A 22042-nucleotide genomic window follows, 5' to 3' on the forward strand; every position below is an offset into this window, starting at 1 on the left:
GGAAAAATTCCCGAATATCGGGAATCATACGCCTTTATGCATAATCAAGCCATGGCTATTGGCAAATTTTGTCAGTGTGTCCCGACTGTCGATAGCCAGTTTCAGCTTGATTTGAGTTTGGCAATTGGAGACCGTTTTACTGCTGATACCGAGTTGCGCGGCTATCGTTTGCAATGAGCAACCTTCGGCTAACAGGCAAAACACATCAAACTCGCGGGAGCTGAGAGAAACAAAGGGTTCTAACTGTTGTTTGATTTGCCGCATGGCCAGCAATTGGGCAATCTCTTGGTCCAGGTAATATTCACCCTGCACAATCGTGCGGATGATCTCAGCCAACTTGGCCGCGTCGGGAAACCATCTCAACAACCCGGTCACTCCGACCTGCAAATAGGTCAGGGCATGGGCGCTGGAATGGCTAAGCAAGGCTACAAACTTACTGTTAGGGGCAATGCTTTTTACTTGATCGATCAGATCCAGATTGTCTGGCAACGCCGCGTCACCGTCGATCAGGACGACGTCTAAAGCCAACAAATTCATCGGTTCCGTAGTGTTTGGCTCGATTGTGATGACGGCAATGCCTTGGTTTTCCAATTCTTTAGGATTAAGGCTAATTTCTGCAAACCCTTGCGCGGGTAGCAATAACCTGATGACTGACACGATATATTGCCTATTGTCTAAACGGGTGGAATGGCAAACCTAGGACCTTTTGGTAAATAAGGTATTGCCGTTTTTAGTTTGAGCCCAGCTAAACTTAGAGATTAACGGAAACAGCGCGAGTTAGCGCCGATTCAATGACTCTCGATGTTTTTCAGCATCCGTTCGATAGATTGCATGTAGATCTGCACACTACTCTCAAAAGTCGGCGAAATGGCGGTAAATTGAAAACCTATGCGATGCGCAGTGCTTATCGTATTGGTTTTGACGTCGATACTGTATTTGGCGCGCATCGCAACGTCGGCGTGGTGGTGTTCGTGGTCTTGCAGAAATAAGGTGCAACTGACGACTTCAACACTAAGCAATTCCTGCTGCAAATCATGGTCCGGATTCAATAAAGCCAGTCCGCACAAGCCAATATCGATCAGTTTGAAGGTTTTAACGACAGATGTTTGTTCTCCATCCGCACCGCTTAGCTTAAAACCGAATTGGCAATACGTGCCGGCATGCGACTGCGGCACTTTCACCCGGTAATAATTACGCCGTTGCCGCCAGTACAGTCTATCGGGCAAGGGCATGGTCAGCACCGTGCCATGCGCGCATTGTGCCAGTTTGATGTTCACCCCCTGAAAAGCCGCATCAATCCCATCCACCTGCGTGAAGAAATGCGCGCGCTTGCTCAGTAACAAGCGGTCCGTCAATGCCTGGGTGGGCGCAATGTCTATCGCCAAGGTATTGTTTTTAGGGTCGATTTGCACAATCGCAGTTAAAAACGCCTGATTATCCGCGCCATAGCGAGCCGACAAAATGCAATTACGCTGCTGGATCTCCGTTAAATAATTGACAATCTGTTTCGGGCTAAAAATCGCGTAGTCGTTTTCCATTGCTAGTGATCATCGGTTTTGCAAATATGCGGAAAATATACGTTAAAAACCGGATTATTGCCTTGTTGGAAATAAGGAGGGGCTTAAGCTTTTTAGGGCGGGGACGTTTAGGTCTAGTGGGTGCGACGCTGGAGCAATGAGCGAGTGCCAATGCGACAAAGCCAGGCTAAGTTGTCAGGGAAGCATAGCGCGCACCTTGATCTGTCTAGCTTTGGTATTGACATCTGCCGGGGAGCGGTAAAGGTATTTGAAGGCGGGGATCGACTGCCGGATGCGGAAAGCAGTCTGACCGGTGGTAAGATCGAGGTGACGGGTGTAATCCCGTCACTCCAATTCAATCTTTACAGCATCTCCGCGATCTGAACCGCTGCTCGCTTAACATCAAGAAATATCAAGCCCAATTTGGCCGATGACTTGGTTAAAACGGTGAGAACACCCTCAGAACCGGCATAGGTCATTAACACATAGCCCGCCTTACCTTTGATCAGCACTTGCTCCAACTCGCCTCTCGCCAGCTCTTGCGCAGTCCGGTCACCCAATGACAACATGGCGGCGCTCATCGCGCCTACCCGGTCTTCGTCCATGGAAGCCGGTAATACCGAGGCCATCATTAAACCATCAGTCGATATCACGCCACTGGCTTCGATGTCGGCCGATGAACCATTCAATTCCGTCAAAACAGATATTAATAAATCCGCGCGCATAGTGATCTCCTTATTTGTCTCTGTAGGCCAAGGCCAGATTGGTGAATAACGTGCGGCTCATGCCGGAAATTTTCAAAAACTTTTCCAGTTCTTCCGCCAAGCTCGAGGCTTGATAGGATTGCTGCATCACCAGCAATGAAAAGCCGGTTACCGAGTTAACCGCGGCAATCGTCCGAGCGCAATATTGCTTATCGTCACCAAAGGTTTCAACTATCAGCGTGAAAAGACGGTTATTGATCAAAGTCATCGCTCCGGCCATGAATTCGACAGGCAATTTAACCTTGACATGCACATCACCGACCTTGAACATCTGTGCGGTAAAGTCTTTATCATAGGGGCCTGTGAATAGCCCTTCCATCCATAGGCGGTGGGTTTTTTTCAAACCCTCGACTCGTCCTTCCAGAAACGAAGCCGTTTCCGGTATGGTGGCCAACTGTTGATAAAATTCGTCGGTTACCGCCGCCAGATACGGCTTAATTTGCGACCCAACCTCTAGCAACAAAGCTTCCTTATCGGGGGTAAACCCGCTAAACGATTTGCCGTATACGGTCAGCTTTTCGAAATCCAGTGACATTAAACACTCTCCTCGTGAACTTAAAAAAATGCAACCGACTTTGTGGGGGTGTTTTTAGTGCGGCCGCATGGTCTTGCTAGTTAGACTCAGCGAGGAAAGCATATACCAGGTTTTTTTTTGGGTATTTTTCTGCGTTGCTTATTTGCGGTTTATGAGAATTGGCTCGCATACCATAATGTTATTAATTTTTCGAGCGTCTATCGCCAAAGCATTGTGCTTAAGGTCAATTTGTAACATTGCGGTTAAAACCGCTTGATCATTAACCGCATAGCGAGCGGACAAAATGCAATGACGCCGCGGGATTCCCGTTAGGTAATCGATAATGTGTTTTGGGCTGGAAATCGCGGAATTGTCTTCCATCGATAGTGGTCGTCGGTTTTGCAAATACGCGGAAAAAATACGTTAAAGACCGGATTGTTGCTGGCTTGAGAGTGGGGTACTTGATTTTTTAATGTTTAGAATCTAAGTCAGGCTACGCTAGTGCGTAATCTGAGCTACCTAGATCAGAGACGGCAACATGAATAAAATTCTTCGCTTGTGGCGACTGCGTGAAATTCTTCGTCTGACGGCAAAAAGCCATAAGGCAGAGGATTTTGTGCGCAAGGGTTGTGAATGATGGCAGACGGCTGTTGGTTTCCAAGAATTCGGCAACCATTAAAGTCCACAGCCCACAATGCACTAATCATTTTGTGCGTCGGATTGAGAAATGCGTCTGCGGGCACTGCTTTTCCTTTTGGCTTGGGAATGTTCAGCCTCTCCTGATAGCCTTGACCGACGATATTCATGGTCGCTCTGTCGAAGTGCACTTGATAGGGTCCGATTGGGAAAACCGCTTCGGCGGCATATGGAAATTGACTCATACCGTGCAGTGCGGAAAACGGACCATGGCGCAGTTGGCAGCCGTTAATCGCAATTACGTATAAGTCTTGTTCCGAGACGATGCCGTTGGCAAGATAGCCCATCGGTTTGCCAGATGGATTACCAAGCAATTTTTCCGCTTTTTCTTTGTAGGCGCTAGCCCAGCGAAGCAGAATTTCGGTATTTGGGGCAGTTGACGCTCTGTTTAATTGTATTTCTAGCCAATCATCTGGGATGCCAGAGTGGGTGGGACAGATAACTTCAATCCACAATTTTCGTCCATTGCACTCAATTAGAAAGTCTGGCCCAACGCCAATGTTTCGTCGTGATAAAAAATGCTTTCCTGTCAGTTGTTCAAAGATCAGTGCTTCGGAGAGACAAGACCAGAATTTAGACGTATCGTGACTCGTAAGCTCGTTTTCAAACTTGTCGTCAGCATAGCCAGACTGGATGAATTCTTCACACAGCCTTATGATTTCAGTACGAAAGATGGCCCTCTCGCGACTACCTGGGTACTTTTGCTCCAAATACTGATGAATGCGAGGCATATTGATTTGTGGATTACGGGAATTAGGATCTTATGATGATCTGAACAATATGAAGTAATGTGGTCGCAATTGTACAGTTTCTCAATAGCTTGCCGGCAAACTCAACTTCACCTCAGTCCCACCGCCCTCGGCATTGCCGACCTTGATCTTCCCGCCATGTAACACAGCCACTTCCCTAACGAAAGCCAGACCCAAGCCGGTACTCTTGCGACCGTTGTTGGGGCGCGGTAGCGAGTAGAAGCGTTCAAAAATTCTTTCCAGCGCGTAGTCGGGGATACCTGGACCGTGGTCGCGGATGCTTAAGGTGATTTGCTTGTCGTCGTGGTGGCCGTCGATTTCGATTGTGGACTTGGCAGGCGCAAAGGCCATTGCGTTATCCAATAAATTGGAGATGGCTTGCCGCAATAAAAACTCTTCCGCCAGCACGGGTAGCGGTTCGTCTAGCGACACGGCGGTTTGCAAATTGAGTTGCAGCAGTTGCGGGGCTTTTTCGGCCAGGACGCTATTAAGCAATTCGCCTAAATCCAATAGCTGTGGATCGGATAATTGTTGGCGCTGCTCTAACTCCGCCAGTCCCAGTAGTCGTTCGATTAATTGGTCCAGGCGTTCGGCTTGTTCGCGGGCATTGGCGGCGAAGCGACGGCGGTCGGTGTCGGGTAGCGGATCTTCCAGCAATTCCGCCGCGCCGCGAATGGCGGCCAACGGGCTTTTCATCTCGTGGGTCAGGGTTTGTACGTAGCGTTCGACGTATTGTTTGCCTTCCAATTCCTGGCGCATGGTTTCCAAAGCGTGCGCCAGCGTGGACAGTTCGACGCTGCGCAATTTGGGCGGGCTGGCTTTGCCGCCGGACGCGATGCTGCGGGCGTAGCCGACTAGTAAATCGATGGCGCGGGTCAAGCGCCAGTTGAATATCGCGCCGAACAGTAAAGCGCCGCCGAACAACCAGAGGGCCCCGCGTTGTATGGCATGCTTGCTGGCGTCGACAATGGGTTGCAGCAGGGCGGTGGGGTAGGCGACGGTGACCACGCCGATCAATTTATCGCCGTCGCGCACCGGCGCCGCGACATGCATGGTCGAACTGGTCTTGTCGCCGGGGTTGGCCTGCGAGGAGCGGGCGCCGTATTGGCCTTGCAGGGTTAGATACACATCGTTCCAGCGCGAATAGTTTTCGCCGATTGCCGTACCCGCCGAATCAAACCGGACGATGCCGGCCGCGTCGGTGATGTAAACACGGTAATCCAGTGATTGTTTCGGAAATCCGAAGATGCTCGCGGATACCGGCCGTGTGCTATAGCGCTTGACCGCTTGAGCGAAATGGCCGTCGGCGATGCTGCCTTGCCGTAAATCCGGCGCGGCCAGTTCGGCCAGCAGGTTGGCGGTATCCACCAAACTGGCTTCCAGCGCGGTACGCACGCCGGGGCCGATCTGCTTCACCACCAGCATTAACACCAGTTGCCCGGTCACGGCCACCAGCAGGAAATAGCCTAAAAACAGCCGTACCGATAACTTCATCGGCTTTGCAAGCTATAACCCAAGCCGCGATGCGTGCGTATCGGATCTTGATCGGCGGCGGCCAAGCGCAGTTTGGCGCGCAGGGTTTTGATGTGGGTATCGACGGTGCGGTCGAACACATCGCCGGGGTCTTGCCAGATTCTTTCCAACAGTTGTTCGCGGGAGAATATCCGTTCCGGATGCTCGATGAATAGTTTCAACAACAAAAATTCGTAACGGGTCAATTCCAGCAACTGCCCGCAATAGCGGATGCGGCCGGCTTGGCTATCCAAATCAAACTGGGCGTTAGCCGTTACTGCTGGCTTATTAGCGTGCGCTGTACCGAGTCGGCGTAGGATTACCCCAACTCTAGCCGCCACTTCGCGCGGGCTGAACGGCTTGGTGATATAGTCGTCGGCACCGATTTCCAAACCGACGATGCGGTCGATTTCGTCGCCGTGCGCGGTCAGAAAAATCACCGGGATATCCGAGAATCGACGCAACTGCCGGCATAAATCAAAGCCGTTACCGTCGGGCAGGCCGACATCGAGAATAGCCAGAGAGAACGCTGCGGTTTGCAGTCTGGACAGCGCGGTTTGCAGCAAACCGACGTGCTCGGTTTGATAACCGCTTTGATTCAGCACATAAATCAAGGTATCGGCAATCGCCGGTTCGTCTTCGACGATTAAGATGCGTTTGGCGGCAGTCACGGCTTTAATAAGTCATGCAGGCCGCGCTTAACAAGCCCGCCGCCAAAGCAAAACCTGCCAGCACGATGGCGGGGCCCAGTTCGTCGGCGGCGATGCGTTTACATAGGTCCGCGAAAGCCAGCCGCAGCCCAACAAACACTAGCACTTGCAAAAATAAGGCAATGCCGGCCCAAATCAACATATCGATAAACGACACGCTGTTGGCGATGGCCCCGCACAGCGCCAATACAAAGCCCAGCAGCGCCGCGCTAAACGCCACGGCCGGGGCGGTTTTGCCCTCGCGGATCAGTTTGAATTCCGCGTAGGGCGTAATCCACAGATAACAGAAAGCAAACGCGCCGGTTAGCGCGGCGGCCGCGACGAAGTGCAGAAAAAAGCCGTTGGCGCCGGCCAGGATGTGAGAGAGGTCTAGCGATTCCATAGTTAATTCTCGACGAAATAATGCGGGATAAAGCGGCTATTGTTGCCGGTGATTTCGGTTTTGTCTTCACGGATGCCGATGCCGGCCGGTTGATCGGCGATGATCCAGGAGCCTATCACCGGGAAATTGCCGGCAAACTCGGGCAGCGGGGTATAGCGTTGATAAATGCAGGCCTCGCCGCCGTAACTGCCGCCGGTTTCGACGAGGCTGGCGCCGCGGCGAATCTGGATATTGGCGCCTTCACGGGAATACAGCGGCTTGCGTACATAATCGCCCACCAATGGTTTATCGGCGAAGCTGGCCTCCAGCAGATTGGGGTGGCCGGGAAACAGCTCCCATAAAATCGGCAATAGGCCTTTGTTGCTGAGCAGCAGTTTCCAGGGTGGTTCCAACATCGCCGGTTGGGCTTGCGGCAGGTAAGGGCTAAACTCTTCTTGCAACAGCCATTCCCAGGGATACAGTTTGAACAACGCGCGGATGGGGTTATTGCGCAGATCGACAAAGCGTTGCCGGCTGGCGTCCCAGCCGATTTGTTCGATAGCCAAGCGTTGGGTTTGCAGGCCGGCTTGTACAGCGGTGTCGCGCAGATATTCCAGATTGCCGCTGTCTTCGTCGCTGCTGTCGACGCCGGCAAAATGCAGGCTGGGCTGGCGTTGCCGGTAATCTTGCCAAAAGACCAGCAGTTTTTCGTGTATCGAATTAAATTGATCGGCGTCCGGATAGCAATCCCGCAACCAGAACCATTGCACCACGCCGGCTTCCAGCAGCGCGGTGGGTGTGTCGGCGTTGTATTCCAGCAGTTTGGGCTGGCCGTTGCCGTCCCAGGCCAGATCGAAGCGGCCGTAAACGCTGGGTTCACGGCGTTCCCACGAATCGACGATATAGGGCACGGCCCAATCCGGAATCAGCAGTTGCTTGAAAAGATGGCGGTCGATGATGGCTTGCACTGCTTTTAGACACAGCGCATGCAATTCGGCGGTGACATCGTCGAGGACATCGATCTGGCTGGCTGTGAAGCGATAGCAGGCCGATTCGTCCCAATAAACATCGCCGTCCAGGGTGTGATAGTTCATCCCCACCGCCTCGACCCGCTGCTGCCAATCGGCGCGGGGTCTTAGTTCGACCCTTTGCATGCTTAGCCGCCGAAAGAACTGTGCGAGCCGCCGAAGAAACCAAAGCCGCCGCGCCTGACCGAACTATGGCTGTCCGCGCTGCCGTTGCCACTATAACGGGAGCTGGAGCCGCCGCCGTGACCACCGCTGCTTCGGCATTCAATCGGATTGCCCTGGTCGTCTACGCAATCTTGTTGGCGGATCCGAAAGTCGTCGGGGTTGCCGTGATAATTGGCTAGCGATAAGCCGCCCAATAACGCCAAGGATACTTGCATGGAACGCCGAGGGACTGCCGCTTGCACCGGCCGGGTTTCCGGTGCGGCTTGCAACACGTTTTCCCAGGTGGATAGCCGGGGATAGAAGTCGTAGTGATAAAGCGCGCCTATCGACAACAGCAGATAAAAATCCAGCCTGTTGCCGCACAGCAGAAACAGCGGCAAGCCCAACCAGGCCACGCCATTAGCGATTAATGCGGAACGAAAGGCCCGTTGCTGGGCCAGCGCCACGCGCACCGTATAGTTCGAAACGCCGATGGGTGGCTTGGCCAGCGTTTGCAATAACGGATAGGCCGCCAAGGCGATGGCAACAAACAACAAGCGCACCGGCCACGCCGGCAATTGGGGTGCGTAACCGTCAAATACCGGATGTTGCCAGTGCAGCATCGTTGCATAAATCACGTACACCAGCAGATAGACGGCGGTCAGCACGGCCATGAAACGGAAGGACGACACCGCTTTATCGAACTCCACGCAGAAGGCGCTGTTGCTGCTCAACGGGCTGCTGGAGAAACTGCCGAGCCGATAGATGTTACGTCGATACGAATCCACCCATAGTCGCAGCTCCGGCGACAAAAAATTGCCTGCTATTTGAATGGACTCACGTTGGTTTTTGTTGGAGCCGTGAAAAAAGCGCCAGGATTTCGCATTTCCTTGGTCTTGGCTATCAGTCACCAGCAAGGCATGGGTTGGAATAGTAGTTTGGCCGAGCCAGCTGTGTTTGACGATTTTGTCGGGATACAGCGTAATCGATTGAGTCGAGATGATGCGAAGCAGCGCCCAAGCAACATAAGCGCCGAATAAAATAAAACTAACTTCGACGATGAAAAAGTTACTTAGAAATCCCGCCCAAGCCATTAGGAAGGCCAGCGCTAATCCCAGTAGCGCAAGTAGTTGCCTCCAAGCGCTGTAAGTAAGAACCAGTTTTTTATTAAGCGACGACGATGGCATAGGCTCGGCTAAATAAGGCGGTGACGTTAGAAGCGGTTACTGGACAAATGTCGGCGAAGCATAGCCGCTACTCGATGTTTTTGCTGAAAATAGCCGCGAGGGGCCGGTTGCTGGAAGCTGATTGCTGGCATTGGCTTCGCATCTGTCTTCGGGCTTGTCTCAGATTGGTGTTTTCCTGTTTTGGTGCGGTGGCAGTCCGTTTTGGTGCGCGATGCGGGTTTGGGTTGCTGAGGTTGGCAACAAAAAGCTAGGTCAGCCTGCATTCAAAGCGCTGGCACAATCCGTGCTGCAATTTACCCGGTGCAATGGCGCACCCTCGGTTCCCTTCAACAACGGCGTTGAAACGTTGCTGGTTTTATTACCCGCAATACTGTTTGCTCGGCCGTTGTCCTGCTTTTCCCTTCCGGACTTTCGCTGACCACAAACACGCCGTTTCCAAGGGAACTTTAGCTTGCGCATACAGGCTTATTTAAACGAATGTCGGTGCTTGAACCACCGACATTCAAGTCGTTCCCACAATTTAAAGGTGAGTTATGTCCTATCTGATCCCTTCGGAATTCGTCACAAAGATGGTCGATGCCGGTGAATCCAAAATCTTCATGTCTACCCGCGACACGTTAATTCGCGCTTACATGGCCGGCGCGATCCTGGCGTTAGCGGCGGTATTTGCGGTGTCGATTACCGTGCAAACCAACTCGCCAATCTTTGGGGCGATTTTGTTCCCGGTCGGTTTTTGCATGTTGTATTTATTGGGGTTTGATTTGCTGACCGGCGTGTTCGTATTAACGCCGCTGGCCTGGTTGGACAAGCGCGCCGGGGTGACGTTGAGCGGCGTGCTCAGAAACTGGGGCTTGGTGTTTTTAGGCAATTTTCTCGGCGCGTTGACAGTGGCGGTGATGATGTCGGTGGTCTTTACTTACGGCTTCTCCGTGGAACCGGACGCCGTCGGCAAAAAACTGGCCGGCATCGGCGAAGCCCGGACCTTGGGCTATGCCAAATACGGCATAGCCGGCTGGATGACCATTTTTATCCGTGGCATGCTCTGCAACTGGATGGTGTCCACCGGCGTGGTGGGGGCGATGATTTCCACCTCGGTCAGCGGTAAGGTGATCGCAATGTGGATGCCTATCATGCTGTTCTTTGGCATGACCTTCGAACATTCTGTCGTGAACATGTTTTTGTTCCCCTCCGGTTTGATCATGGGCGGCAATTTTTCGATCATGGATTATTTTGTCTGGAACGAGATCCCCACCGTGTTGGGTAATCTGGTCGGCGGTTTGGCGTTTACCGGTTTGACGCTGTATTCCACGCATGTCAAAACTGCGCCGAAGCGCTCTTTCAACTAAGCGCCAAACGATCCGGCCCCGATGCCGCTGAGCACGGGGCTTTTTCTCGCTGTTAACCAAGCTAAGGAGCTAAACATGACACGCAACGAAGTGACCGAGTTGGTCGTTACGCAAAAACTGGCCAAGCAATTGAGCTGGGCGCAACTGGCTGAAGCGATTGGTTTGAGTAAGGAATGGACCACTGCCGCATTGCTGGGGCAAATGACCTTGAACGCCGAGCAAGCCGCGATCATTGGTGCGTTGCTGGAGCTGCCGCCCGCGGCTATCGCCCAACTGCAAGTGGTGCCGTACAAGGGATCGCTGCCCAGCGCCGTGCCGACCGATCCATTGATTTACCGCTTTTACGAACTGGTGAATGTCTACGGCACTACGTTTAAGGCTTTGATCCATGAAGAGTTTGGCGACGGCATCATGAGCGCCATCGATTTTAGTATGGACTTGCAGCGTGAGCCCGATCCGAAAGGCGACCGGGTCAAGATCGTCATGAGCGGGAAATTTCTGCCTTACAAGAGTTATTGAGGCTGCCGTGCTTTAAACCATGTCCGGGAAATTAAGCATTACAGTCGGCCAATATTCCGACAAGGGCCGCAAGCCGCTAAATCAGGATTTTCATGGCATGTATATCGCCAAGGAACCGCAGTTAAGCGCCAAAGGCATTGCTATAGCCTTGGCTGACGGCATCAGCAGCAGCGAGGTTAGCCACATCGCCAGTCAGGCGGCGGTGACCGGCTTTTTGGCGGATTATTTTTGCACCTCGGAAGCCTGGTCGGTGAAGAAGTCGGTGCAACGGGTGCTGACGGCCACCAATTCCTGGCTGTACGCGCAAACCCGGCAAAGCCGCGATTGCTATGATATGGATCGCGGCTATGTCTGCACCTTGAGCGCGCTGGTGATCAAATCCACTACCGCGCATCTGTTTTCTGTCGGTGACACGCGGATTTATCGGGTAAGCGGCGACGAACTGGAACAGTTGACCCACGACCACCGTTTGTGGCTGTCTCAGGAAAAAAGCTATCTGAGCCGGGCGATGGGCATGGACTCGCATTTGGAAATCGACTATCAAACGCTGGCCGTCAGTTTGGGCGATATATTGGTGCTGGCGACCGACGGCGTCTATGAATACGTCAGCCCGCGCTTCGTTACCCAAACTATCCTGCAAGCCGGCGACGATCTGGACGTTGCGGCGAAAGCCATCGTCGAGGCGGCCTACGCAAATGGTAGCGGCGATAATCTGACCGCGCAGATTGTGCGTATCGACCAGTTGCCGCTACCCAGCGCCAACGAGTTGTATCAGTCCTTGACCGATTTGCCGTTTCCGCCGCCGTTGGACGCCAGGTTGGAATTCGATGGTTACACCATCGTCCGGCAATTGCATGCCAGCAGCCGTAGCCATATCTACTTGGCGGTGGACAACGACACCCAGGCCCAAGTGGTGCTTAAAACCCCATCCATAGACTTGCGCGGCGATCCGGCGTATTTGGAACGCTTTCTGATGGAAGACTGGATTGCTCATCGTATCAATAACGCCCATGTGTTACAGCCGTGCGCGCAGACGCGCAAGCGCAATTTTCTTTATGTGGCGACGGAATTTATCGACGGCCAGACCCTGAAGCAATGGATGATCGATCATCCGCAACCGGATCTGGAAACCGTGCGCGGCATCATCGAACAGATCGCCAAGGGCTTGCGCGGCTTTCATCGTCTGGAAATGCTGCATCAGGATTTGCGGCCGGACAACATCATGATCGACAGCACCGGCACCGTGAAAATCATCGACTTCGGTTCAACTAGGGTCGCCGGCGTCATGGAGATGGGCGCACCCATCGGCGGCAATGCTATTCTCGGTACCGCGCAATATACCGCGCCCGAGTATTTCCTCGGCGAGCCGGGCACGGTGCGCTCGGAGCAGTTTTCCCTGGCGGTGATTACCTATCAAATGCTCACCGGCAAACTGCCTTACGGCGCGGAAGTGGCCAAATGCAAATCCAGGGCGGCGCAAAACAAACTCAATTACGACGCTACTTTGTATCGCAACCGGGATATTCCGAGCTGGGTGGATGATGCGATCCGCAAGGCCGCGCATCCCGATCCGTATAAGCGCTACGAAGATTTATCTGAATTCATTTTTGACTTACGCCATCCCAATCCGGCGTTTTTGACCAAAACCGGTCCGGCATTGCTGGAACGTAACCCGGCGGCGTTCTGGAAGGGCGTGTCCGGCATTTTGGCGGGGATTATCGCGGCCTTGTTAATCAGCCAATCCGCAAATACCGATCACCCCGCGTCTGTTAGCTGCGCCCGGAACAGCCGGGTGGAAGAGGGTGGTCGGTCCCCCGCGCCTGCGGCAAACAGGGCCGGGTCACCCCACAATCGCTAGCCTGCCCATCGGTATCGCCGGCCCGAATTTGATTGTCTCTGCTATCCTTTCGGCTGTGCCGGAAAACCTGGAAGAATTGATCTGAGTTAATCGATAGGCTGAAAATTAACAAACATCGCCCGCTCCTTGGTATCCTTCGGCAAAATTAGCCCCAGTGTTAATGCATAACTTCCGAAATAACTAGAATTCCAAACTGGAGTTAGCCATGTTGGTCCGCCCGCTGTTTGTCACTTGTTGCGCTTGCCTGATCAGTGTGTCCACGCATGCGCAACCGGTTTCCACGGAAGAGGAAGAAAGAGCTTTGTCGCAAATCTACGGCACCGAGGATATGGTCAGTATCGCCAGCGGTTACAAACAACCGATTTCCAAAGCCCCGTCGATTGCCACCGTTATCACGGCCGACGACATCAAACAAATAGGCGCCACCGACATAGACGAAGCGTTGGAAAGCGTGCCCGGCCTACACGTCGAACGCAACACGATAGGCTATAACCCGATTTACACGTTTCGCGGCATTTATTCGCAGTTCAATCAGCAAGTGCTGATGATGATTAACGGCATCCCGATCAGCAACTCCTATACCGGCAGCCGCAGCGAGGTGTGGGGCGGCATGCCGATCCGCGACATCGCCCGTATCGAAATTGTGCGCGGGCCGGGATCGGCGGTATACGGTGCCGATGCCTTCGCCGGGGTAATCAACGTCATCACCAAAACTAAACAGGACATTGAAGGTACTGAGGTCGGCGGCCGGGTCGGCAGCTTCGATACTTACGACGGCTGGGCCTTGCATGGCGGCGAATGGGCCGGCTTTGACGTTGCCTTGGCTTTTGAATACCACAAGACTGCGGGACAAAACGCTATGGTCGATGCCGATCTGCAAAGCCAGTTTGATAGCTTGTTGGGAACCCGCGCTTCGCTGGCGCCGGGGCCGTTGAACATGTCGCGCGACAATCTCGACGCCCGATTGGATTTGTCGCGCGGCCATTGGCGGTTTCGCGGCGGGCTGCAACACCGCAGCGATTTCGGCAACGGCTCCGGTATCGCGCAAGCCCTGGACCCGGTCAACCGTTATGCCAGCGACCGTTGGAACGCCGACGTCACTTACCATAACGCCGACATCGAAAACTGGGATTTGACGACGCAAGCCAGCTATTTCGAAACCAGTCAGGAAATCGAGCGCAATTTGACGCTATTTCCGGCCGGCACTACCTTGCCTATCGGCGCCAACGGCCAGATCGGCGCCGGCGCGCCGGTCACTTTTCCCAACGGTTACATTGGCAACCCTGAGGTGTGGGAACGCCATGTCCGTATCAGCCAGACCTTTGCTTACGGCGGTTTTCAGGGACATCAGTTACGCAGCGGCATCGGTTTTAATTACGACAGTCTGTTCAAGGCGCGGGTCAGTCAGAATTTTGGTATCGATCCCGCTACTGGCGCGCCGATACCGTCGCTGCCGGGGATTCCGCTGACCGATGTCTCCGGCACCTCCGCGACCTTTATTCCGGAAGTGGACCGGAAAGTGGCATACCTGTTTTTACAAGACCAATGGAATTTTGCCAATGACTGGAGTTTGACCGCCGGTGCCCGCTACGACCGCTATTCGGACTTCGGCAATACCTTCAATCCGCGCGCGGCCTTGATCTGGGAAGCCCGCTACGATTTAACGGCAAAACTGATGTACGGTTCGGCGTTTCGGGCGCCGTCGTTTCAAGAAATGTATATCATCAACAACCCGGCGCAACTCGGTAATGCCGCCTTACGCCCGGAAACCATGGAAAACGTCGAACTGGGTTTCGACTATCGGCCGACGGACAGCCTGCGCCTGGGTTTGAATTTCTTTAACTTTTGGTGGAAGGACATCATCCGTTTTGTACCGGATGCCAATGCCACCACTTCGACGGCGCAAAATACCGGTGTCCAGCAAGGCTACGGCACCGAACTGGAAGCGGAATGGCAGGCCGCCGACACTTTGAAAATTATCGGCAACTACGCCTATCAACGTAGCCGCGACCAGGCTCTGGACCGCGATAGCGGGTATGCGCCGCATCATCAGATCTATCTGCGTCTGAATTGGGAATTTTTGCCCGATTGGCAACTCAGTCCGCAAGCCAAATGGATAGTGGGGCGCGACCGTAGTTTCGGCGATACGCGCAAACCGGTCGCGGATTATACTTGGGTGGATGTGACGCTACGCCGGCAGAATTTGGCCAAGCATCTGGAAGTGGCGTTTTCGGTGCGTAATCTGTTTGATGTCAGTGCCCGGGAACCCAGTCTGGCCGGCAATCCGGCCGCCATTCCTAACGATTTACCATTGGCGCCGCGCAGTTTTTACGGCGAAATCAGTCTTCATTTTTAGCCGAGGCGCCGTTGCTTGGGTCTTGTTTACACCGTAGTTCGGGAGTCATTTTGTTCTATAGACTATTTTTTCAGCTCGGATTGGCCTTATGTCTGCTGTGGCCTTTTTGCGGCGGCGCCTGGGCGCAAGCGCCGACCGTTGCCATCGTTTATCCCGATGTGCGCGAGCCCTACCGCTCGGTGTTCATGGAGATCGCGCGCGGTATGGAACAGGAGCTGGGTAAGCCGGTTGGGCATTACCTGCTGAGTGAGCGCGACAAGTCCGTCGAAAAATTGATTCAGGACCTGAAAAACGACAGGATCGATGTGGTCGTGACTTTGGGCCGCGCCGGTTTGGCGGTCGCCAAATCGGTATCTTCCCAATTTCCGGTGGTGATCGGCGCGACCATGATCCGGCCGGATGAGGTGCAAGGTTTGGCCGGTATCAGTCTGACGCCGGCCCCGGAAGCGATGTTCGACCATTTGAAAAAATTGGTGCCGGAGGTGAAAAAAATTACCGTGATCTACGATCCTCGGCAAACCGCCTGGGAGATCGAGCGTGCCGGACGGGCGGCTCTGGAACGTGGCTTGACGCTGGTGGCGCAACCGACCGGCAATTTACACGATTCCTCGGATCAGTTCCGGCAGATTTTGCTGGAGATTAAAGACAACTCCATTGCCCTCTGGCTGCCGCGCGAAAACGCCGCCATGGACGAGCAATCCTTGTTACCGGAAGTACTGCGCGAAGCCTGGGAGAAAAATTTCGTGGTGTTTTCCAGCAATCTCGACCATGTGCGCAAAGGGGCATTATTTTCCTTATACCCGGACAATTTCAGCATGGGCCGCAGTTTGGCCGGTCTGGCCGTCCAGCAAGTACAGGCGGGCGGCAAGTTTGAATCGGTCGAATTGCTGCGGGATTTGCTGGTGGCTGTCAATTTACGAACCGCGGAACATCTGGGTTTGCGTTTTTCCAGTCAGACACGCCGCGAATTCGCGATGGTTTTCCCGGTCCCTTAAACGCAATGAAGCGTTTGCGATGGCCCAGGTTCAAGCGGGCGAGCTTCCTGCAACAGCTGGCCGTGACCTTTTGTTTCGGTCTGGTAGTGATCTCGATACTGTCGGCATTCGGCATTTCCACGCTGTCTTACTACATCGTCCGCGATAAATGGGTCGCTCAAGGCCTCCAATCCACGGAAGCCTTTGCGGCACAGAGCACGCTGGCTTTGCTGTATGCCAGCCGGGAGAACGCCGAGGAGCCGGCCCGACGCTTCCTGGCGTTTCCCGATGTGCACGGCGTAGCCATTTATAACAACGCCCTGGAGCCCTTATTCGAACGCGGCGAACCTGCCATGCCCGCTGCCGACGCGGCGCGCTGGCCGGAATCTCTGGCCTTGGTGCATGAGAACGAACAAGCCTGGTATTTTGCCGCGCCGGTATACGCGCGTAACACCGCTGAGCAAGAGGCGTCACCGTTCGAGGCGCAAACGCCGACGCCGGAATTGGTCGGCTATGTGCGCTTGGTGATGGGCAAGCAATCGCTGAATGTCATGAAAGAAAAAATTCGCTGGACCACTTTGATGGCGTCCAGCGGCTCGGCCACGGTATTTCTGCTGTTTCTATTGGCGATGTCGCGGCGTTTGACTTTGCCGATTCAACAACTGGCGCTGAGGATGCGCAAGGCCTCGGCCGGCGCGAAAAACGTGCGGGCCCGCTTGAGCGGGTCGCGCGACATCATCGAAATGGGTGAAGCCTTCAACACCATGATGGCGGTGTTGGAAACCCGGGAAAAGCAATTGGAGCGAGCTCGTGACACGGCTTTGGAATCGGCGCGCCTGAAGGGCGAGTTTGCCGCCAATGTCAGCCACGAACTGCGCACGCCGCTGAATGCGGTACTGGGTATGCTGGAGTTGCTGCAGGACATGGGGTTGACGCCCAAGCAGTTGGAATACTCGATGGTAGCCCGCAACGCCGGCGAAGCGCTGTTGAAGTTAATCGAAGATATTCTGGACTTCTCGCGCATTGAATCCGGCATGATGAAGCGGCAGCCGGTCGACTTCGTGCTTTACGAAACCTTGGACGAAGTCGTGGAGTTGATGTCTGCGCAGGCGCACCGAAAAAATCTGCAGCTCACCTACTCGCTAGCCGACGATATACCGCTGGTGTTGAACGGCGAAGCGTCCAGGGTGCGGCAGGTGCTGATTAATTTGGTCGGCAACGCGCTGAAGTTTACCGAACAAGGCGGCATCACCATTGATGTGCAAACCGAAGCGGCGGAGAGCGATACCATCCCGTTGCGGTTTTGTGTGACCGATACCGGAATGGGCATACCCGAGGCGGCGCAAACCAGTATTTTTGATGCCTTTGTCCAGGCCGACGGCTCCAGGACCCGTCATCACGAAGGCGCCGGCCTGGGATTGGCGATTTGCCGGCAATTGGTGCAACTGATGGGGGGGCAAATCGGCGTCCAAAGCCGGGAAGGGCAAGGTAGTTCGTTCTGGTTTACCGTACCCTTCAATCCGCCGCGCGGTACCGAGGGCATCTCTGAGGCTCGGCAAGCCTATTTCGCCAATCTGCGGATATTGGTCGTGACCGAGAACGACAAAATGCGCCAGTTTTTGGCGCAAAGTCTGGCGCGTTGGAAAATTCACTACCGGCATAGCGGCTACGGCATTAAAGCCGTGGATATGTTGCGTTCCGCCAATGATCAGGACCAGGCATATCATTTTGTCATCATCGATCTGAGAGATGCCGGCGATGCCACTTGGGTGGATATGATCGTTGACGATCCGGCGCTGGCCGATGTCAAAATCGTGTTGCTGTCCGACCCCGTTAATGCCGTCAATCTGCCGCGCTTGCCAAACGTGGCCGCGCAGTTGGCGAAACCGGTACAGGTTTCCAAACTATACGATTTCATATTGACCGCCGGTCAGGATTATCAGGAACCCGCGGCCGACTTGGCGCCCGAGGTCGAGCAAAGCGTCGTGCTCGGGCGGCGCATATTGATCGTCGAAGACAACCGTGCCAGTCAAATGGTGGCCGCGGGCATGCTGGAGCGGCTGGGTTGCCGCTACGAAATCGCCGGCTCCGGCGTCGAGGCCTTGTCCTGGCTGGAGCATCAGGCTTTCGATTTGATCCTGATGGATTGCCACATGCCGACTATGGACGGCTTTGAGGCGACTCGACGCATCAGGCTGCTGCCCGAGCCCGTGGGCCGGCTGCCCATCGTGGCGATGACCGCCAACGCTCAGCAAGGCGATAGCGATTTGTGTCTGGCGGCCGGGATGGACGATTATCTGGCCAAACCGATCAAGCTGAAGCCGTTGCGGGAAAAACTGCTGAGTTGGTTCGAGGGCAGGCCGTGCCTGACCGCCGAGCCGCTCTCGCCGGAGCCGTCGCTGGAGGCGCTGGATCACGCGGTTTTACGCCAATTGCGCGAGGAAATCGGCCAGGGTTTTGTGAAGATGGTGGGCTATTATCTGGAAGACGCGCCGGCGCAAATCGAGCAAATCGCCCAGGCGCTGGCGACGGACAATCACGCGCAATTACGCGAATCGGCCCATGGCCTGAAAGGTGCCAGCCGCAACCTGGGCGCAGAAAAGCTGGCGCTGATCGCCCGGCAACTGGAAGAGCAGGCGGCTGAAGCGCAGATTGAAAACGGCGAGGCCTTACTGCAGCAATTGCGCGACGAATACCGGTTCATCGAACAACTGTTGAGTTTGGAAATGGGCGCGGAAACGGCTGCTGATCCGCTCCCGCAGGCCGGCCCCAGAATTCTGGTGGCGGACGACGACAGAGCCATGCGGTTTGCCTTGCAAGATGTTTTGGAGAAGGACGGCTACCGGGTGGATTTGGCCGGCACCGGCCGGCAGGCGCTGGCGTTGTGCCAGCGGCAAATGGCGGATTTGATCTTGATGGACGCGATGATGCCGGAAATGGACGGTTTCGAGGCCTGCCGCAAAATTCGCGCGCTGCCCCATGGGGCGGAGGTGCCGATACTGATGATTACCGCTTTGGAAAACGACCATTCGGTGGAATTGGCTTTTTCGATAGGGGCTAACGATTACATTCCCAAACCGATTCATTTCGCGGTATTGCGTAAACGTATCGCGCATTTGTTGGAAGCCAGCCTGACCCAGCGGACCTTGAATCGCCTGGCTTACCACGATCCCTTGACCAATCTGGCCAATCGCACGCAATTCATCGACCGGCTGAACTCGGTGATCGCCGTCAGCGCTGATCAAAATCAGCTGCATGCCGTGCTGTTTCTGGATTTGGATAGGTTCAAGCTGACTAACGACACCTTGGGGCATGATGTCGGCGACCAGTTGTTGAAAGCCGCGGCAGAGCGGATTCAAGGCTGTGTGCGGCGGGAAGACATGGTTTCCCGGTTCGGCGGCGACGAATTTACGCTGCTGTTGGAAAATATCAGCAATCCGCAAGTCGCCGCTGCCGTCGCCGACAAGATCCGTATCGCTATCGCCCAGCCATTCGCGTTAATGGAGCAAGAGTTTTACGTCAGCTCCAGTATCGGCATTTCGCTGTATCCCGCCGACGGCGCCGACAGCGGTTTGCTGATCAAACACGCCGATACCGCGATGTACCGCGCCAAGGAGCAGGGCAATACCTATTGTTTTTATGAAGATAATATGGAATTTGTCGTGTCGACCAAGCTGCGCCTGGAAAGCGATTTACGCCGGGCGCTGCAACGCGACGAATTTTTTCTTCACTACCAGCCGCAAATCGATCTGGATTCCGGGCGGATCGTCGGCGCCGAGGCCCTGATTCGCTGGCGACATCCCGAGCTGGGCTTGATTCCGCCCGATCAATTCATTCCGGTCGCCGAAGAAATCGGCCTGATCGAGGCGATAGGTGCGTGGGTGTTGGGCGAGGCGTGCCGGCAGAGCCAAATTTGGCGGCAAAGCGGCTATCCGGCGTTCACGATGGCGGTCAACGTGTCGGCGCGGCAATTGGATCAGGAAGACTTTGTCGCGCAAGTTATCGACATCGTCAATGAAACCGGCTTGCCCGCCGAATACCTGGAATTGGAGTTGACGGAAAGTTTGTTCATCCGCAATCCGGGACGGAAGCGGGCTATATTGGCCAAGCTCAGGGAAGCCGGCTTGCAAATTTCGATAGACGATTTCGGCACCGGTTATTCCAGCTTGAACCAACTCAAGCAGTTTGCCTTTGACAAGCTGAAAATCGACCGCTCATTTGTGGCGAACATACCCGACGACGCAGACGCCGCCGCGATTGTGATGGTGATTATTTCCATCGCCAAGATCCTGAAATTCAAGGTGATAGCCGAAGGCGTGGAGACTGAGCAGCAGGCGCAATACTTGTTAAGAAACGACTGCGACGAGGCGCAGGGTTATCTGTTTGGCAAGCCGATGGCCGCCGACGAGTTTACGGCCTTGTTGGCGCGAGCAAAAGTGGCCGTGGGTTAGTCATCAACCGTTTGCGGCGGCTTCGCCGGCTAGCCAGGTTTTCGCTCACCCATCATTCCCGATTCACCGGCAAGGCCGCGATACGCCGTTCTATGTCTTGCATCAGTTGTTTGTACGCTTCGCCATCGGTGCCGCCAAAGCGGCGGATAAACTCGGCTTCGCTTAGTGATTCCGGTAAATCGGCGGTAGCCGGCATCATTTGATTTTCATCGGCGTTGGCTAATATTGATTGGATTTTCCGTGCCAGCGCCGGACTGGCGACAGCGTGTTCTCCCATGCGCGTCCCGGCCCGGTCGGCGGCGAGGTCGTTAAACGAAAAACCGCTGCCGCCGCGCGAATCTTCTATTTCCTTAAACAAACCCACCGCGTCGGCCAACGGGGTGCCGGAATAGGCCGCCAGCATCGCCGAAACCAGGTAATGTTTCACTAGGTCGTCGCGGCCGTTCAGCGTTATTTGGCGCCAAATCGGGCGGGGCCAAAGTCTGGATTCCGGGAGAATTTTCGTCAGGCGCTGTTGATTGGCATAAAGTGTCAATATCAGAATCAATGCCCGGTTTTCCTGAATCGGGTCGTTGCTGGCGCTTCGTTGTGCGGCCAGCTGAAACAGCGGCTTGCTGAAATCAGTGAGACTGAGGCTTTTGTTATCTGTCCGGCTTAGTTCCGCTAAATGTCGCTGATAAGCCTGCAGACGCTGCTGATCATCAGGCGTTAGCAAGGCGCCGCGCAATTTGCCGGGCAAGTCAGCTTGCCAACGATAGGTTAGCGTCAGGCGCTGGGGTTGAAACAGCACATGCTTGACAATATCGGCGAAGGCTTGCCGATCCGCTGCCGGTTGCAAAGTGTTGAGTGCCCATTTTACCAAGGGTTTGGCTAGCATGCAGGGCAGCCGGAGTTGTCCCAAAGACAGGTGGTCCACTTCCGGTAAGTCGCTGGTTTGCTTCAGCGCCAACGTCAAATTCAGATATTGGCCTACAGGATTTCGTGGTAAAGGCAAGCTGGCGTCGATGTGGGCGCGGCCTTGATAGAGCCGTAAACCCGCTACGCCGTTAGCGTATTGATTGGCAAGATAATTGATCGCCAGGTCCAATTCCTGTTGATCCAGTGCCACTCGGGCGATCGCGCCGGATTTTAGACGGCGCGGATCGTTTTGCCGAAAAATCAATTTGCCGCGGGCAATTTGTTCCGGTGTCAGGTCGGCTCGGGTTTGTAATTTTGGCTTGTCATCAATTGCCAGCCATAGCGCCATTCCCGACAATACAGGTAATAGCAACACCGCCAGCAATACGCTTTTTGTAATCCATTTCATCGGGCGTTCTGTTCAATCCTTGCTGTGGACCATGGTCGTGTTAAATGCTT

18 protein-coding genes are annotated in these 22042 nt (G+C 54.5%); 6 read left to right on the top strand and 12 right to left on the bottom strand.

The genetic code is table 11. From position 1 onward, the window contains the following. Window positions 1-24: 24 nt before the first annotated feature. From QLH52_RS15840 to QLH52_RS15885, 11 genes are all read right to left on the bottom strand, one after another. Window positions 25-657: a response regulator transcription factor gene (locus tag QLH52_RS15840; protein WP_319962210.1), complete on the bottom strand. Its 633-nt coding sequence runs from the start codon at window positions 655-657 to the stop codon at window positions 25-27. Between the two features lie 131 nt (window positions 658-788). Beyond that, the gene (locus QLH52_RS15845; RefSeq protein ID WP_319962211.1) at window positions 789-1538 is read right to left on the bottom strand and encodes a flagellar brake protein; all 750 of its coding nucleotides are present in this window, start codon (window positions 1536-1538) and stop codon (window positions 789-791) included. A 341-nt stretch (window positions 1539-1879) separates the two neighbouring features. Next, window positions 1880-2242, bottom strand: coding sequence for a roadblock/LC7 domain-containing protein (locus tag QLH52_RS15850; RefSeq protein WP_033155499.1), 363 nt, complete (start codon window positions 2240-2242; stop codon window positions 1880-1882). 10 nt (window positions 2243-2252) lie between these two features. Beyond that, complete coding sequence (locus QLH52_RS15855) at window positions 2253-2816, bottom strand: protoglobin domain-containing protein (RefSeq protein WP_205450894.1); 564 nt, start codon at window positions 2814-2816, stop codon at window positions 2253-2255. A 138-nt stretch (window positions 2817-2954) separates the two neighbouring features. Next, complete coding sequence (locus QLH52_RS24645; RefSeq protein ID WP_425257604.1) at window positions 2955-3176, bottom strand: flagellar regulator YcgR PilZN domain-containing protein; 222 nt, start codon at window positions 3174-3176, stop codon at window positions 2955-2957. A 143-nt stretch (window positions 3177-3319) separates the two neighbouring features. After that, entirely contained in the window at window positions 3320-4222 is a 903-nt protein-coding gene (locus tag QLH52_RS15860) for a hypothetical protein (RefSeq protein WP_319962212.1), read from the bottom strand. A gap of 81 nt (window positions 4223-4303) precedes the next feature. Next, window positions 4304-5734, bottom strand: coding sequence for a two-component system sensor histidine kinase CreC (gene creC, locus QLH52_RS15865; RefSeq protein WP_319962213.1), 1431 nt, complete (start codon window positions 5732-5734; stop codon window positions 4304-4306). Next, window positions 5731-6423: a two-component system response regulator CreB gene (creB, locus tag QLH52_RS15870; RefSeq protein WP_319962214.1), complete on the bottom strand. Its 693-nt coding sequence runs from the start codon at window positions 6421-6423 to the stop codon at window positions 5731-5733. The genes creC and creB overlap by 4 nt, the downstream gene beginning before the upstream one ends. A 4-nt stretch (window positions 6424-6427) precedes the next feature. Continuing rightward, window positions 6428-6844: a DUF350 domain-containing protein gene (locus QLH52_RS15875; RefSeq protein WP_319962215.1), complete on the bottom strand. Its 417-nt coding sequence runs from the start codon at window positions 6842-6844 to the stop codon at window positions 6428-6430. 2 nt (window positions 6845-6846) lie between these two features. Continuing rightward, complete coding sequence (locus QLH52_RS15880) at window positions 6847-7977, bottom strand: glutathionylspermidine synthase family protein (protein WP_319962216.1); 1131 nt, start codon at window positions 7975-7977, stop codon at window positions 6847-6849. 2 nt (window positions 7978-7979) lie between these two features. Continuing rightward, window positions 7980-9182, bottom strand: a complete 1203-nt coding sequence (locus QLH52_RS15885) for a hypothetical protein (RefSeq protein ID WP_319962217.1) — start codon at window positions 9180-9182, stop codon at window positions 7980-7982. 533 nt (window positions 9183-9715) lie between these two features. On the opposite strand from QLH52_RS15885, the gene QLH52_RS15890 reads away from it, so the two are divergent. The 6 genes from QLH52_RS15890 to QLH52_RS15915 all read left to right on the top strand — a co-directional run bounded on the left by QLH52_RS15890 (window position 9716) and on the right by QLH52_RS15915 (window position 20686). After that, entirely contained in the window at window positions 9716-10528 is an 813-nt protein-coding gene (locus QLH52_RS15890) for a formate/nitrite transporter family protein (RefSeq protein WP_101054968.1), read from the top strand. 75 nt (window positions 10529-10603) lie between these two features. Then, entirely contained in the window at window positions 10604-11047 is a 444-nt protein-coding gene (gene cynS / locus QLH52_RS15895; RefSeq protein WP_101054970.1) for a cyanase, read from the top strand. A gap of 19 nt (window positions 11048-11066) precedes the next feature. Further along, entirely contained in the window at window positions 11067-12905 is a 1839-nt protein-coding gene (locus QLH52_RS15900; RefSeq protein ID WP_319962218.1) for a bifunctional protein-serine/threonine kinase/phosphatase, read from the top strand. Between the two features lie 205 nt (window positions 12906-13110). Then, window positions 13111-15261, top strand: a complete 2151-nt coding sequence (locus QLH52_RS15905) for a TonB-dependent receptor plug domain-containing protein (protein WP_033155488.1) — start codon at window positions 13111-13113, stop codon at window positions 15259-15261. 50 nt (window positions 15262-15311) lie between these two features. Further along, window positions 15312-16256: an ABC transporter substrate-binding protein gene (locus QLH52_RS15910; protein WP_033155487.1), complete on the top strand. Its 945-nt coding sequence runs from the start codon at window positions 15312-15314 to the stop codon at window positions 16254-16256. A gap of 62 nt (window positions 16257-16318) precedes the next feature. Continuing rightward, window positions 16319-20686, top strand: a complete 4368-nt coding sequence (locus QLH52_RS15915; RefSeq protein ID WP_319962219.1) for an EAL domain-containing protein — start codon at window positions 16319-16321, stop codon at window positions 20684-20686. A gap of 52 nt (window positions 20687-20738) precedes the next feature. On the opposite strand, the gene QLH52_RS15920 is transcribed toward QLH52_RS15915, so the two are convergent. Continuing rightward, window positions 20739-21992, bottom strand: a complete 1254-nt coding sequence (locus tag QLH52_RS15920) for a hypothetical protein (protein ID WP_319962220.1) — start codon at window positions 21990-21992, stop codon at window positions 20739-20741. Window positions 21993-22042 lie beyond the last annotated feature (50 nt).

Origin of the sequence: Methylomonas defluvii, from assembly GCF_033949435.1 — a bacterium.
Classification (GTDB): Bacteria; Pseudomonadota; Gammaproteobacteria; order Methylococcales; family Methylomonadaceae; genus Methylomonas; species Methylomonas defluvii.